Below are 14618 nucleotides of genomic sequence, written 5' to 3' on the forward strand. Positions count from 1 at the left end.
TTCAGGGTTTCAGTTGGCGCTCGAAGAAGGCCATGGTACTGCGGTGCACCTGCATCCAGGTCGCGTAGCGCAGGAAGAAGTGGTCTTCGTCGGGAATCACCAGGCTTTCCATGGGCACGCCGCGCGCACGCAGGCGCTCGACCAGGTCCACGCTCTGGCTGAACTTGACCGCGCGGTCGTCGTCGCCGTGCACGAACAGCACCGGCGAGCGCCAGTTCTCGACCTGCGCGACCGGCGAGGCCTGCCCCGCCAGTTCCAGTTCGTCGGGCTTGAGGCCCCACAGGCCGCTGTTGTCGCCGCCCTTGGCGCTCTCGCGCCAGTCGTGCACGCCGTGGCGGTCGACGCCGGCGGCGAACAGATCGGAATTGCGCGACAGGGCTTGCGCGGTCAGATAGCCGCCGTAGGAGCCGCCGTAGATGCCGATGCGGCGCGCGTCGACCTCGGCCAGGCCGGCCAGGTGCGCGCGTGCGGCCAGCACGTCCTGGTATTCGCTGGCGCCGCGCGGGCCTTGCTTGGCCGCGCGCCGGAACGCCTGGCCGTAACCGGTGCCGGCGCGGAAGTTCAGCGCCAGCACCACGAAGCCGCGGCTGGCCAGCCACTGATTGCTGGCGTAGTCGTTGTAGTAATAGCTGCTGTAGTGCCAGCCCGGCAGCATCTGCCGGATCGGCCCGCCGTGCACGTAGATCAGCGCGGGGCGCTTGCCCTTGAAGCTGGCCGGCGGCAGGAACACGGTCGCATGCGAGACCACGCCATCGGCGGCGCGCAAGGTCAGCGTCTTGGGCTCGACCAGCGCCTGCGACGGGAACGCCGCCGGCAGCTGCGCGGGGAAGATCCGGCGCGGCTCGCCGCCCGCGGCGGGCATCACCGCGATCGCGGTCGGACGGCGCGCGTCGGCGTGACGGAACGCGATCCATTGCGCGCCGGACAGCGGCAACGGGTCGGTGGCGATCTGGCCGTCGCCGCTCAGGCGCTTGGGCGCGGCGCCCTCGGAGGCCGCGTATAACTGGCGGCGCTCGATGTCGTCGCAGTTGGCGCTATAGACCAGAGTGCCGGTGTCACTGAGGCCCGCGGTTTCGACTTCGCAGTCGCCGCGACTCACCGCGACCGGCGCGCCGCCGTCGGGCGACAGCGCGTACCAGTGCAGCCAGCCGTTTTCTTCCGAACTGAACAGCAGGCGGCCATCGCGGCCCCAGCGCAGCGGCTCGGGCACCGCGAACTGGGCGTAGCCGCCGGCTGTGTCGCCCGAGCGGAACAAGCGACGCGCCACGCCGCTGTCGGCATCGGCGACCCAGACCTCGAAGGGGTTGGCCGCGGTCAGATCGAAGGCCTGGCCCGGACGCGTGCCGGCCGTGCGCAGGAAGGCGATGCGCTTGCCGTCCGGCGACCAAACCGGCGCGCTGTCGTTGTTGTAGTCCGGGGCGATCCAGCGCACCGAGCGCGCAGCCAGATCGAGCACGCCGATGAAGCTGTGATCGCCGCGGTTGCTGACGAACAGCAGACGGCCGCCGTCCGGCGAGAAGCCCGCCGCACTGTTGGCGCCGCGCGTCTTCAGCAGCGCTTCCACGCACCAGGCCGGCGCCTTGGCGAACGCATGCGCATAGCAACCCACGCCCTTGCCCTGCACGATCAGCGCGTCGCCGCCGGGCGCGAAACTCACGCTACGGCCCGCGGCCACGCGCTTGGGCGCGATCGCGCCGTCGGTAGGCACCGCCCATACCGCCTGTTCGGCGCCGTCGGGATCGCCGGTGGGATTGCTGGCGTTGCCGGCCGCGTCCGGACCGCCGCCGCGCACATAAGCCAGGGTGCGGCCGTCCGCGCTGAGCGCAAGCGAGCTCAGCAACTGGCCGTCGTCTTCGCTGTAATCGGTGAGCTTGCGCGGCGCGAACTCCGGCGCGCGCGCGACCCAGAGGTTGCGCGCGCCGCGCTCGTTGGCGACCCAGGCGATGACCGGCGCCTTGGCCGCGGCCACCGGCGCTTCCGGCTGCGGTGCGGACAGCAGGTCGGCGATCTCCATGCCCTGCGCCGAAGGCGCGCCGACCAGCGCGCCGACCAGCATCCAACCCTGCCACCGCTGCCTCATGCGTTTCGCTCCGTGATTGTTGTATAGAGTGTTCGGTACGGCCGCTACCGCGCCTCAACGCATCAGCACCACTTCCTCGGCGCTGGTGGGATGGATCGCGATGGTGTCGCGCAGGTCCTCGAGGGAAATGCCGCGTTTGAGCGCGACCGCGAAGCCCTGCAGGATTTCGTCGGCGGCCTCGCCCATCAGGTGGATGCCGACCACGTGGCGCTCGTCGCCGATGCAGATCAGTTTGAACAAACTGCGCTGCGGAGAATTGGCCAAAGCGTGCAACATCGGCCGGAAGCCGGCGCGGTACACGTGCACCTGGTCGCCGTGGCGCTCGCGCGCCTGCGCTTCGGTCAGGCCGACCTGGCCGATCGGCGGATGCGAGAACACCACGGTGGGAATGTCGCGCTGGTCCAGCAGCGCGCTGGCGCCGCCGTAGAGGCGGTCCATGAGCCGGCGCGCGGCCGCGATCGCGACCGGGGTCAGGGCGGGATCGGCGGTGACGTCGCCGACCGCGTGAATGCCTTCGACGTTGGTGGAATGGCGCACGTCGACCTGGACATAGCCGTCCGCATCGACGAGCACGCCGGCCGCCTCCAGGTCCAGCGACGCAGTGTTGGCCCTGCGCCCGGTCGCGAACAGCAGGCGGTCGTAGCGCTCGCTCAGCGCACCGCCGGTATCGCGCAGGCGCACGCCCTCGCCGTCGCGCTCGACCGCGGACAGGTGGTAGCCCAACTGCAGATGCACGCCGGCGTGGCGGTAATCCTCGGCCAACTGATCGACCAGTTCGCCATCGAAACCGTCCAGCAGCCTGCCGCGCACCAGCAGATCGACGTGGCTGCCCAGCGCCTGCAGCAGGCCGGCCAGTTCGACCGCGATGTAGCCGCCGCCGACGATGGCCACGCGCTCGGGCGCGGCGGTCCATTGGAAGAAATCGTCGGACACGCCGCCCAGCTCGGCGCCCGGCAGCGGCGGCCGCAGCGGATGCCCGCCGGTGGCGATCAGGATGTTGCCCGCGCTCAGGCGCACGCCGTCCATGCATTCGACGGTGCGCGCATCGATGAAGCGCGCGCGCATCGGCGCGACCACGATACCGGCCGCGTCGAGGCGGCGGCGGTAGCTGTCGTGGATGTTGGCGATGTAGCGCTGGCGATGGGCGATGAAGGTCGGCCAGTCCAGCGCCGGCGCTTCGCCGACGTCGAAGCCCAGATCGCGCGCCATGCGCAGGCGGCCGGCGACATCGGCGGCCAGCCACATCGCCTTCTTCGGCACGCAGCCGACGTTGACGCAGGTGCCGCCCAGCAGATGCGGTTCCAGCAGGGCGACGCGGGCGCCGTGTTCGGCGGCGCGGAAGGCGCCGGCCAGGCCGCCCGAGCCGCCGCCGATCACGATCAGGTCGAAGTCGCGTAGTACGTCGCTCATGCGAATCGCTCCGGTCGATAGGGCGTGGGATCGATCGCGGGCGCGCGCCCGCCGATCAGGTCGGCGACGAGTTGGCCGGTGCCGGCGCTCATGCTCACGCCCATCATGCCGTGTCCGGTGGCCAGCCACAGGCCATCGCGGCCGGGCACGCGGCCGATCAGCGGAATGTCGTCGCTGCTCATCGGACGCCAGCCGTACCAGCGCTCGCGTTCGACCGGGCCGACCGGCTCGTGCAGATACTCAGCCGCGCCGCGCTCCAGCGCGGCCAGGCGACGCGGATTGAGGCTGTCGTCGTAGCCGGAGAATTCCATGGTGCTGCCCAGGCGGTAGCCGCTGCCCCAGGTGGTCACGCAGACCTTGCGCTCGCGCAGCACCACCGGCCGGCGCGGCACGCGCGCCGGGCGGTCGTAGGTGATCGAATAGCCTTTGCCGGGCTGGATCGCGCGCTTGAGTCCGGCCAGACCGATCGCATCGGATAGCTGCGGCGACCAGGCACCCAGTGCGAGCACGACCTCGCGCGCATGCAGCGCCCCCTGGCTGGTGCCCAGCGCGACGCCCGCGCCGTCGGTGTCCAGCGTCTGCAGGCGGCAGCCCTCGACGATCACGCCGCCACGCGCGCGCACCGCCTGCGCCAACGCATCGACGTAGCGATCCGGGCGCAGCACCGCATCGTGGTCGAAGCGGATCGCGCCGGCCAGGCCGGGCTTGAAGGCGGGATCTTCGGCCTCGTAGCGGCGGCCGTCGATCAGTTCGATGCGGATGCCGAGCTCGCGCAGCAGGTCGAGTTCGATCTGACCGGCGGCGAACGTGCGCTCGTCGCGGAACACGTAGTCGACGCCGCTTTGTTCGAACTCGCACTGCAGGCCGTAATCGCGCACCCAGTCCTGCAGCCGCTCGCGCGAGTCGTTGAGCAGCGCCGATTTGGCCAGCGCGCTCTGGCGCCAGTCGCGCGCATTGCAGCGCAGCGCGAAACGCAGCAGCCAGCCCCACAGGCGCGGGTCCAGGCGCGGGTGCACGTACAGCGGCGCATCCGGGGTGAGCATCCAGCGCAGCGCCTGCGCGATCACGCCGGGCGCGGCCAGGGGCGTGGCGTGACTAGGCGTGATCGTTCCACAGTTTCCGTGCGAACTGCCGCTGCCCAGGGTGTTGGCTTCGAGCACGCAGACCCGCCGCCCGTCGTTCAGCAAGGCCAGCGCCGAGGCCAGGCCGATGACGCCGCCGCCGACGACGGCGATGTCCGTGTCGCGCACCGCGTCCGCACGCGCGTTTTGCAGGGATTCACTCGACAAGGCAGTGCTCGGGTCGATCGAAGATCCGGAAGTGTGACCGCAATCCAGCGGCGGGTGTCATTCGCGGCTTGCGCCAACGAAAAACGCGTCGCCCGGGCACTTACGGTTCAAAGACTCGGCGAGCCGACCCCGCAGCGATGCGCCGGCCCGCGTGAGTAACGGAATAAACAGTAACGGATGTGGACTCCATCCACCAACCATCTTTCGACACTTTGGGGAATCACGCACATGCAAGCGAAGACCGCCCTGCTTAGCGCCGCCATCGTCGGCGCGCTCACCCTGCTGGCCAGCCAGTCCGAAACGCTCTCCAACGCCGTGCAACGCCACGCGCCCGGTTTGGGCCAGGCCGCGACCGCCGACGTCGGCCGCACCGCCCATTCGCATCCCGCCGGCAGCGGCCTGCAGCCCCTGCTGGCGCGAGCAGCCGACGGCGCGCGCCCCGGCAGCGAGCAGATGTTCGCCTCGACCTCGCCCGCCGAAGCCGACGCCTCGCCGGCCGCCGACCGCGCGCGCGGCCTGCTCGAAGGCCCGGCCGCGCGCGAAGCGCACCGCGTCGCCGCCGACGGCTTCGTCGCCCGCGACGTGATCGTCGACCGCGACGGCACCGAGCACGTGCGCATGGACCGCAGCTATCAGGGCCTGCCGGTGATCGGCGGCGACATGGTCGTGCATACGCGCAACGGCAAGCTGCTCTCGATCACCCAGGGCGACGAGATGAAGACCTTCGCGCGCCCAGGCATCAAGCCCACGCTGAGCGCGGCCCAGGCCGAGATCGAAGCCGGCGCGGCCTTCGACGGCTCGGTGACCGAAATCGAATCGACGCGCCTGGTGGTGTTCGCACGCGGCGGGCAGCCTACCCTGGCCTATCAGGTCGACCTGCTCGGCGATCGCCGCAACGATCAGGCGCCGGGCAACATGACCTATTACCTCGACGCCGCCAACGGCAAGGTGCTGCTGGAAGACGACCGCTTCCACTCCGCCGCGGCCACCGGCACCGGCAAGACCCTGACCCTGGGCAACGTCGGCATCGGCACCAACTCGGTCAGCGGCGGTTTCCAGATGACCGACGTCACCCGCGGCAGCGGCTCGACCTGGGACGCGAACAACCGTCAGAGCACCTCCGGCGCCACGCTGTTCAGCGACAGCGACAACAGCTGGGGCAACAACACCGTCTCCGACCGCGCCACCGTCGCCGCCGACGCCCACTACGGCGTGGCCGCGACCTGGGACTATTACAAGAACACCCACGCCCGCAACGGCATTTCCAACAACGGCGTGGGCGCCAAGAGCTACGTCCATTACGGCACCAACTACGTCAACGCCGGCTGGAACGGCGTGATGGTCTACGGCGACGGCGACGGCGTGACCTACCGTCCGCTGGTGGCGCTGGACGTGGCCGGCCACGAGATGACCCATGGCGTGACCGGCGCCACCGCGCGCCTGGGCTACTACAACGTCAAGGACGCCGGCGGCCTCAACGAGGCGGTGTCGGACATCTTCGGCACCCTGGTGGAGTTCACTGTCAACAACGTCAACGACCCCGGCGACTTCGTGATCGGCGAGGAGATCTTCATCAGCAATCCCGGCGATAAGAAGGGGCTGCGCCTGATGTTCAAGCAGGACGCCGACGGCAAGTCCTTCGCCTGCTATCCGTCCGGCGGTTTCAGCGCCTCGCTGGCCTATCAGCGCGGACCGCACGATCCGCACAACACTTCCGGCGTCGGCAACCGCCAGTTCTATCTGCTCAGCCAGGGCGCCGTGGCGCCCAGCGGCTTCGGCTATACCAATGCGCAGATGGTCTGCAACGGCGACACCAGCCTCGTCGGCATCGGCCGCGCCAAGGCCGGCGCGATCTGGTACCGCGCGCTGACCCGTTACTTCGTGTCCAGCACCACCTATCCGCAGGCGCGCACCGGCACCCTGCAGGCGGCGGCGGATCTGTACGGCAACGGTTCGGCCGAGTACCAGGCCGTGGCGCGCGCCTGGTCGGCGGCGGCGGTGAACTGATCCGGATCGCAGGCTCCACCCGAACGGCCCGCACCCGCGGGCCGTTCGCGTTCAGGGCAGCGCGGGCAGGACCGGCCGGCGCAGCGCGGGCCGACGCGCGTAGGTGAACCAGCGCCACAACCATTCCATCGGGCCGTAACGCAAGCGCGCGAACCACAGACGCGCGAACGCCAGTTGCAAGCCGAACAGCACGCAGGCGCCCAGCACCTGCGCCACGCGCGAGGCCTCGCCCCACAGGCCCAGGCCGTAGCCGTAGAACACCAGGGTGCCGATCACCGACTGCATCAGGTACAGGGTCAGCGCCATGCGCCCGGCCGGCGCGAACGCCAGCGGCCAGCGCGCGCCGCGCTCGAGCGCGCGCACGATCCAGGCCAGGTAGGCCAGCGACATCAGCGGCGCGGCCAGCATCTGCAAGGTGGTGGCGAACATGTCCGAGGCGCTCAAGGTCCTACCGGTAAGCACCGGCTCGCTGTCCACCGCCAGCCCGATCAGGGTGATCGCCAGGCCCAGCGGCCCCGCGCCCCAGCGCAAGGCGGCGTAGAAGCGCGGATAGCGCGCGGGCGCGACGATGGCGCCGCTGCGCACGAACCAGGCGCCGATCGCGAACAGGCCCAGCGCCATCGGCACGAACATCCAGTAGCTGGGCAGGGTCGCCGCCACGAAGTAGTCCCAGCGCAAGGCGCTGGCCTGCGCGTAGCTGCCCTGCGCATAAGCCGCGATCTCGCGTGCGCGCAGGGCCTGATCGACCGCGAAGTCGCCCAGGTCCGCCGCGTCCTGGCCGACCAGCGCGATCGCCAGCGAGCTCAGCAGCAGCATCGCCACCAGCATCAGGTTCAACAAGGCGCCGATCGGCCACAGCGCGCCCTGCGGCGCGTTGCGCAGGAGCAGCAACGCGAACGCCGCCAGCGCGTAAGAGACCAGGATGTCGCCGGACCAGATCGCGAGCGCATGGATCAGGCCGATCGCCAGCAGGCCCACGCTGCGGCGCAGGTACAGCGGCAGGAAATCGACGCCGGCCGCACGCGCGCGTTCGCTCATGCTGGCGAAGCCCATGCCGAACAGCAGCGCGAACAGGGTCCAGAACTTGCCCTGCACGAAGATATAGACGAAGCCGTCGGCCAGCCGATCCGGCCAGGCCTGCGCGGGCGCGATGCCGGTGCCGACGTCGAACAGGGAGCCGGTGAAGGATTCGACGTTCATCAGCAGCACGCCGAGCAGGGCGATGCCGCGCAGCGCGTCGAGGCTGACGATGCGCTGGCTGGACGCGAGCGGGCCCAGGGCGGCCGGAGCTTGGGAATTCATGCCGGCACTCTACGCGCCGTACCCAGCGCGGCGGATCGGCTGGAAGTTGGGGGCAATGAGTGTGCCAGCAACGAAAACGGCCCGCAGCGCGGGCCGTTTTCTTGTCGATGCGCGGCGCAGCTTAGTGCTGGTGACCGCCGTCGCCGTGCACGTGGCCGTGCTCGACTTCCTCGGCGCTGGCCTCGCGCACTTCCACGATCTCGACCGCGAAATGCAGGTCCTTGCCGGCCATCGGGTGGTTGAGGTCGACGTCGACCACGCTCATGCCGACCTTCTGGATCGTCACCGCGCGCGGGCCGAAGTTGGTCGGCAGCACGGCCTGCATGCCCGGCTCCAGGCGCGCGTCCTTGAAATACTTCTTCGGCACGCGCTGGGTCAGGCCTTCCTGACGCACCCCGTAGGCATCGGCGGCGGCCACGTCGACTTCGAACTTCTCGCCGGCCTCGCGACCGTCCATGGCGGTCTCCAGGCCCGGGATGATGTTGCCGTGGCCGATCAGGATCGCCAGCGGATCGCGGCCTTCCGAGCTCTCCAGCGGCTCCTGGCCCAGCTCGTGGGCAGCGCGCTCGGAGACGGTGTAGTGGAAACGGACGACGCGATCTTTCTCGATTTTCATTGCGGGACTCGACTGGCGGCCGACACAGCGGCGCGGATGGGTAAGAAAGCGGCGACGGCGGTAGGCCGGCGCGGCGAAGGCTTGTCGTCGCCGGCGCCAGCCGCCAAGCTAACGGCCGTGACGAAGGCCGCGCATTATCCCGGCAACACCGCCCCCGCGCCAGCGCGCGGCACGAGCCCGTGGCCGGTCGCGGCGCCGCGCTGGCTGGCGATCGGCCTGGCCTGCGCCCTGCTCGCGGCCTGCGGCGGCGGTCGCGAAACCGTGCGCCGCCCCGCTCCGACCATCAGCCCGCGGGTCTGGCCGGTCGTCGAGCCGGCCGACCCGGCCTCGGCCAATGCGGTGCTGATGCGCGCGATCAGCCTGGTCGGCACGCCCTACCGCTACGGCGGCAATACTCCCGAGGGCGGCTTCGACTGCTCCGGCCTGGTCAACTACGTCTACCGCGACATGCTGGCGCTGAATCTGCCGCGGACCTCGCGCGACCTGGCCGGCTTCCAGGGCCCGAAGATCGCGCCCGAGCGCCTGGCGGCCGCCGACCTGGTGTTTTTCGGCAGTTCCGGCAACGTCAGCCACGTCGGCATCTACGTCGGCGAGGGCCGCTTCGTGCACGCCCCCAGCACCGGCGGCACGGTCCGCCTGGACCGTCTGGACGGCCCCTACTGGCGCGACCATTACAGCGGGGCGAAACGGGTTCTGAAGTAGTCGGCGGCCAAAATGTGAGCAAAATCACAGGCTTGTTAACGGACTGCTAACGAAATTTGAACCTTCTGCTCCCTTTCGGCAGGCATGATCGCTCGGTGTTGATTCAGTGATGACCGCGTGACGACCCAGCTTCTCCGCCAAGGCCGCCCAGCAGCCACCACCGCCCCCCGCCTTGCGCGGGCCGCATTCCGCATTGCATTTGCCCTCTGCCTGGCCGCCCTGGCGCTGCCGGCGCTGGCGCAGGAGCAGCCCTCCGCCGTGGCCTCGCTGGCCGGCGGTTCGGCCATGAGCGGCGACTCCGCCGACACCCCGGCCCCGGCCACCCGCCACCTGCTGCCCGACGCGATGACCCTGCCGGATCGCGCCCTGCTGCTGGCCACCGATCTCAACCGTCTGCTGGCGCCCGGCGCCGCGAACCTCAACAAGACCAACGCCAGCGCCGCTCCGGCCGGCGAAGGCCGCATCAAGGGCATGCTGCAGCGCGCCCTGGCCCTGCTCGGCACGCCCTACCGCTGGGGCGGCAACTCTCCGGACAAGGGTTTCGATTGCAGCGGCCTGGTCGGCTACGTGTTCCGCAACGCCCTGGGCATCGAGCTGCCGCGCGTCTCGCGCGAGATGGCCAAGACCGGCGAGCTGATCAGCGACCGCGACGACCTCAGCGAAGGCGATCTGGTGTTCTTCGGCCGCAAGGGCCGGGTCGACCACGTCGGCATCTACCTCGGCGAAGGCCGCTTCGTGCACGCCCCGCGCACCGGCAAGGACGTTACCGTGTCCAGCCTGGACACCGGCTACTGGAGCGGCAAGTTCATGGAAGCGCGCCGGGTCGAAGGGATCTGAAGCGCCAAGCCGCTAAATCTCCAATAAGAAGGCCGCCTCAGGGCGGCCTTTTTTGTTCCTGCCTCGCCCCTACCCACCTCCGCCTTTTCAACGGGGGAGCCGCCTAAGGGCTCACAGCGGGTCGGAACTCTGGCTGAGGTAGCGCTCCACCGTCGCCTCGATGCCCTTGCTCAGCTCCATCACCTTGAGCGCGTACTCGGCCAGGCGCTTGTCGTCCTCGCTGGTCGGGGTCCAGGGCGGCACCGGGGTTGGCTTGCCTTCGACCTGGTCCATGGCCACGAACACGATCACGCAGTGGGTGCACAGCCGCTCCTCGGGCTCGCCGTCGTCCAGGCCCGGGTCGCGCGCTTTCACGTCGACCGCGAAATGCATGCTGGTGGTGCCGGTGTGGATCAGCTTGGTGTGCACGGTGACCAGGTCGCTGATCCGGATCGGGGCGACGAAGCGGATCCCGCCCACCGCGACGGTCACGCTGTACTTGCCGCTCCAGCCGACCGCGGCGGCATAGCCGGCCTGGTCGATCCACTTCATCACCATGCCGCCGTGGACCTTGCCGCCGTAATTGACGTCGGTGGGCTGGGCGAGGAATCGCAGGTTCAGTTCGCGCTGTTGGCCTTTCATGCCGCCACTCCCTTGCACAGATGACGGACCACGGCCGCGCCGACGCCGAGCACGGCGCCGCGCAGGCGTTCGTCGGTAAGCACCCCGGTCTCGGGCAGGCGCTCGGCGGCCGCGCCCACCGCGACCTGCTGCGGCACCACCAGCAGGCCGAGCTTGGACAGCGCGTCGCGCAGCACCAGCAGCGAACGGATTCCGCCCAGCGGCCCCGGCGAGGCCGAGACGATGCCGGCCATCTTGTCCTGGAACAGCAGGGTGCCGGAGCGGCCGTCGGCGGTGGCGCGCGACATCCAGTCCAGAGTGTTCTTGACCAGCGCCGGCATCGAGCCGTTGTACTCGGGCGTGCTGATCAGCAGGCCGTCGCAGCCGGCCATCAGCGCCTGCAAGCGGTGCACGTTGTCGGGCATGCCGGCGGCCTCGAGATCGCCGTCGTAGACCGGCAGCGAGTAGTCGCGCAGATCGATCAGCTCGACGTCCGCGCCCGCGGCGCGCGCGCCTTCGGCCAGGATCGGGATCAGGCGGCGGTTGTAGGAAGCCTGACGCAGGCTGCCGGCGAAGGCGAGCAGGCGCGGACGCGGCGGCGGGGTGGCGATAGTGCGATCGGCGTCGGGCGCGCGCGGATCGGAGGGGCTGGCGGACATGCGCTGGCTCCGTGAGTCGGGGCGCCGATTATGCGCACAGCCGCCGTGCTTGCGGCGATACGCGCGACCGGCGATGCTCGCCGCGATCGCTCGGGGAGACAGGACATGGGACGCACGATACTGGCGGTGCTGGCAGGGCTGGTGGTGGCCTGGATCACGATCACGCTGTGCGAGTTCGGCGGAGTGATCCTGCATCCGCCTGCGCCGGGCACGAACCTGGCCGACCCCGACGCGCTGGCCGCGCACATCGCCGGCGCGCCGCCGGCCGCGATGGCGCTGGTGCTGTTGGGCTGGGTCGCGGGCGCCTTCGACGGCGGCCTGGTCGCGGCGCTGATCTCGCGCCTGCACAAGCGCGGCGCGGCCCTGAGCATCGGCGTGCTGGTGGTGCTGGGCGTGATCGCCAACAGCCTGATGATCCCGCACCCGCTGTGGATGACCGTCGCCGGCCTGCTGCTGCCGATCCCGGCGGCCTGGCTGGCCTCGCGCCTGGCCGGCGGCCGACGCAAGGACGCCGCATGAGTCGCGGCGAGGTGCGCAACGCCGGCAAGGCGATCCTCTACACCGTCGGCCTGTTCGCGGCCGCGTTCGCGATCGGCGCCTGGCTGGCCGGCTACGCCGCACCCGGCCACGAAGCCGCGTGGTGGATCAGCGGCGCATTGCTCGCGGTCGGTCTGGTGGTCGGTCTGAAAGTATTGGAAGCCGCGGCGCTGCTGGCCGCGCCCTTCTGGCTGGCCAAGATGGCCGCGCGCTGGGCGGTCACCGGCAAACCGCTGGACCCGCGCAAGGACGGCGACCGCCACGACTGGATCGCCTATCTGCTGTTCGTTCCCTCCTACGCCTTGTTCGCGCTGCTGACCGGCGCCGGCATCGGCTTCGTCAGCGGCGGCCTCGGCTTCTTTTTGAGCGCGCTACTGTACGGCGCGGTCGGAGTGGTGCTGGGCGCGGTGGCGGCGAAGATCCTGTTGAAGCATGCGTTGGATGCGGGCTGACCCACATGCCTTCCAAGTCCGTCTCCCCGGTCGGCTGGTACGTGGGTTCTTACTTGCTGCGTTTCGTCGAGTTGAACGATCCGGGCAAAGACGATCCTCAGCAGGAGTTCCTCACCTGGGAAAACACGGTCATCGTTCAGGCCGACAATCTGGATCACGCCTACGACAAGATCGTGGCGCTGGCGGCATTCGAAACGGAGTCCTACCAGGGCGGCCCGGAGGGCGTACCGGTGCGTTGGGTATTCGAGGGAATGACCGAGCTACTGCCGATCTACGAAGAACTCGCGGATGGCGCCGAAATCATGTGGGCCGAACACGAGCCCACACGACTGGAACATCTGCGGCAACGCATTTGCAGCCGGGACGAACTCATCAGGCCGTCGGCGGATGACGCGGAGCCCTCGCCTTCGGGCTAGTGATAGTCGGGACGACGGCGCTGGCACACGCCGTGTCGCGACGATGCGGTTCGCCTTTGGCTCACCGCATCCTACGGGCTGTCGTCGACGCTCCGACCGCGCTCTGAAGTCACTTCTTCCGGCCCAGGCAAATGGTGCTTGGGCTCTCGCGGAGATGATGGTCGCAGGAGCAACGGCATTTGCGCCTGCAGCGCTGCACTACCCTCACCCCACCCCTCTCCCGCAAGCGGGAGAGGGGGCTCAATGCTAGAGCGTGGCGTAGACGCGAAGCAGGCCGCCTGCCAACTCACTTCGCCGGCGCGACGAACTCTCCATAGGCCTTGAGCTGCTCAGCCACCGCCTTGCCATCACCGACCACCACGATCGACTGATCGGCCGGCACGAAATACTTCTTGGCCAAGGCCTGCACCTGCCCAGCATCCACCGCTCGAATGCGCGGCACATACTGCCCCAGGAAATCCGACGGCAGCCCCATCAGCCACTGATTGGCCAAGGTCGCCGCGACCGAACCCTGCTGCTGGTTGCTGATCATGTAACCGCCCGCGATGTAACGCTTGGTGTCCTCCAGCTCCTGCGCCGGCACCGCTTCCTGGCCCAGACGCTCGAACTCGTGGAAGAACTCCTTCAGCGCCGCGCCGGTGACCTCGTTGCGCACGTCCGCGCCGCCCTGCACGCGCCCGCCGGCGCGCGCGGCCTGCAGGCCCGCGCTGGCGCCGTAGGTGTAGCCCTTGTCCTCGCGCAGGTTCTGATTGACGCGGCTGCTGAAACCGCCGCCCAGCACCGTGCTGGCCAACTGCATCGGCACGTAGTCGGGATCGGTGACCGGAATCGCCGGGCGGCCCAGGCGCAGCGTCGACTGCACGCTGCCGTCGCGCTGGATCAGCACGAAACTGGGCTTGGCCTCGCGACGCGCGGGCGCCGTGTCGGCGATCGCCTCGCCGCTGGCCTTCCAGTCGCCGAAGGAGGCCTGCGCGAACTTGAAGCCGTCCTCGGGCGTGACCCGGCCGGTGATCACCAGCAAGGCGCGATCGGGACGGAAACGGCGCGCGTGCTCGGCGCGCAGCTGCTGCGGTGTGATCGCCGAGATCATGCTCTCGGTCGGCTGCGTGCGCGCGTAGGGATGGTCGCCGTAGGTAGCCGTCAGCAGTGCGCGCGAAGCCTTGAACGAGGGCTGCGCTTCGGCCGCCTTCAGCGCCTGCAGGGCGTTGGCCTGGGCCAGCTTGACCTCGCCGTCCGGGAACGCCGGCGTGCGCGCGATCTCGGCCAACAGGGCCAGCATCGGCGCGGCGTTGGACACCAGCGCATCGCCGTAAAGGTTGATGCCGTCGTTGTTGGCCGAAGCGCCGACGCTGCCGCCGTAGCCTTGCGCCGCTTCGGCGATGGCCTTGGAATTGCGCTGCGCGGTGCCCTCGTTGAGCAGGCCCGCGAGCTGCGCGGCGAAGCCGGACGCGTCGGCCGCATCGGCGGCGTAGCCGGCGTTGCGGATCGCCAGCACGTAGTCGACGCGCGGCATGCCGTCGCGCGGCAGCACCCACACCTCCAGGCCGTTGGACAGCGTCTTCTTGACGATGTTGGGCACGGGCAGCGGGCGGTCGGGCGCGTATGCGGGCAACTGCGCGGGCAGCGCGGCCTTGGGGCCGGCCTGCGCGGCGCCGGCGAAAGCCAGGCTCAAGGAGATCGCGACGGCGATCAGGTTCGGATGGGTCTTCAT

At 69.9% G+C, this 14618-nt stretch carries 14 protein-coding genes; 6 read left to right on the forward strand and 8 right to left on the reverse strand.

The window, feature by feature from the left end; genetic code table 11:
- Position 1 precedes the first annotated feature (1 nt).
- Genes ASE43_RS18055 through ASE43_RS18065 form a run of 3 tightly spaced genes read right to left on the reverse strand, consistent with a single transcriptional unit; the run spans position 2 to position 4779 of the window.
- Positions 2-2080 (reverse strand): prolyl oligopeptidase family serine peptidase, encoded by a 2079-nt coding sequence (locus ASE43_RS18055; protein WP_082607357.1) that lies wholly within the window; start codon positions 2078-2080, stop codon positions 2-4.
- Positions 2081-2134: 54 nt separating this feature from the next.
- Positions 2135-3490 carry a glutathione-disulfide reductase gene (gene gorA, locus ASE43_RS18060; RefSeq protein WP_057161424.1) on the reverse strand — a complete coding sequence of 452 codons (1356 nt, stop codon included), beginning with the start codon at positions 3488-3490 and terminating at the stop codon, positions 2135-2137.
- On the reverse strand, positions 3487-4779 hold the full coding sequence (locus ASE43_RS18065; RefSeq protein ID WP_200956282.1) for an FAD-dependent oxidoreductase: 1293 nt from the start codon (positions 4777-4779) through the stop codon (positions 3487-3489). The genes gorA and ASE43_RS18065 overlap by 4 nt, the downstream gene beginning before the upstream one ends.
- Positions 4780-5007: 228 nt before the next feature.
- Between ASE43_RS18065 and ASE43_RS18070 the strand changes: the two genes are divergently transcribed.
- On the forward strand, positions 5008-6786 hold the full coding sequence (locus ASE43_RS18070; protein WP_235568792.1) for a M4 family metallopeptidase: 1779 nt from the start codon (positions 5008-5010) through the stop codon (positions 6784-6786).
- A gap of 51 nt (positions 6787-6837) precedes the next feature.
- Here the strand turns inward: ASE43_RS18070 and ASE43_RS18075 are convergent, their stop codons facing one another.
- Both ASE43_RS18075 and ASE43_RS18080 read right to left on the reverse strand, forming a co-directional pair.
- On the reverse strand, positions 6838-8088 hold the full coding sequence (locus tag ASE43_RS18075) for a DUF418 domain-containing protein (RefSeq protein ID WP_057161425.1): 1251 nt from the start codon (positions 8086-8088) through the stop codon (positions 6838-6840).
- 121 nt (positions 8089-8209) lie between these two features.
- A complete protein-coding gene (locus tag ASE43_RS18080; protein WP_056172755.1) occupies positions 8210-8704 on the reverse strand; it encodes a peptidylprolyl isomerase in 495 nt (164 codons plus the stop codon).
- Positions 8705-8740: 36 nt separating this feature from the next.
- On the opposite strand from ASE43_RS18080, the gene ASE43_RS18085 reads away from it, so the two are divergent.
- Together ASE43_RS18085 and ASE43_RS18090 are read left to right on the forward strand one after the other, a co-directional pair.
- Complete coding sequence (locus ASE43_RS18085; RefSeq protein ID WP_082607358.1) at positions 8741-9406, forward strand: C40 family peptidase; 666 nt, start codon at positions 8741-8743, stop codon at positions 9404-9406.
- Positions 9407-9598: 192 nt separating this feature from the next.
- Entirely contained in the window at positions 9599-10243 is a 645-nt protein-coding gene (locus tag ASE43_RS18090) for a C40 family peptidase (RefSeq protein WP_235567165.1), read from the forward strand.
- A 111-nt stretch (positions 10244-10354) separates the two neighbouring features.
- Here ASE43_RS18090 and ASE43_RS18095 read toward each other — a convergent pair whose 3' ends face one another.
- Positions 10355-10864 (reverse strand): hotdog domain-containing protein, encoded by a 510-nt coding sequence (locus tag ASE43_RS18095; protein ID WP_056172749.1) that lies wholly within the window; start codon positions 10862-10864, stop codon positions 10355-10357.
- A complete protein-coding gene (locus ASE43_RS18100; protein ID WP_082607359.1) occupies positions 10861-11502 on the reverse strand; it encodes an NAD(P)H-dependent oxidoreductase in 642 nt (213 codons plus the stop codon). Before ASE43_RS18100 ends, ASE43_RS18095 begins: the two co-directional genes overlap by 4 nt.
- Before the next feature lie 105 nt (positions 11503-11607).
- On the opposite strand from ASE43_RS18100, the gene ASE43_RS18105 reads away from it, so the two are divergent.
- From ASE43_RS18105 to ASE43_RS18115, 3 genes are read left to right on the forward strand one after another with little or no spacing between them, the layout of a single operon-like run.
- Positions 11608-12021, forward strand: a complete 414-nt coding sequence (locus ASE43_RS18105; protein WP_057161426.1) for a hypothetical protein — start codon at positions 11608-11610, stop codon at positions 12019-12021.
- The gene (locus tag ASE43_RS18110) at positions 12018-12491 is read left to right on the forward strand and encodes a hypothetical protein (protein WP_057161427.1); all 474 of its coding nucleotides are present in this window, start codon (positions 12018-12020) and stop codon (positions 12489-12491) included. Before ASE43_RS18105 ends, ASE43_RS18110 begins: the two co-directional genes overlap by 4 nt.
- A 5-nt stretch (positions 12492-12496) precedes the next feature.
- Positions 12497-12907, forward strand: coding sequence for a DUF4288 domain-containing protein (locus ASE43_RS18115; RefSeq protein ID WP_057161428.1), 411 nt, complete (start codon positions 12497-12499; stop codon positions 12905-12907).
- Between the two features lie 286 nt (positions 12908-13193).
- Here the strand turns inward: ASE43_RS18115 and ASE43_RS18120 are convergent, their stop codons facing one another.
- Complete coding sequence (locus ASE43_RS18120; protein ID WP_056172742.1) at positions 13194-14618, reverse strand: pitrilysin family protein; 1425 nt, start codon at positions 14616-14618, stop codon at positions 13194-13196.

This window comes from Lysobacter sp. Root983, from assembly GCF_001429345.1.
Lineage (GTDB): Bacteria > Pseudomonadota > Gammaproteobacteria > Xanthomonadales > Xanthomonadaceae > Lysobacter.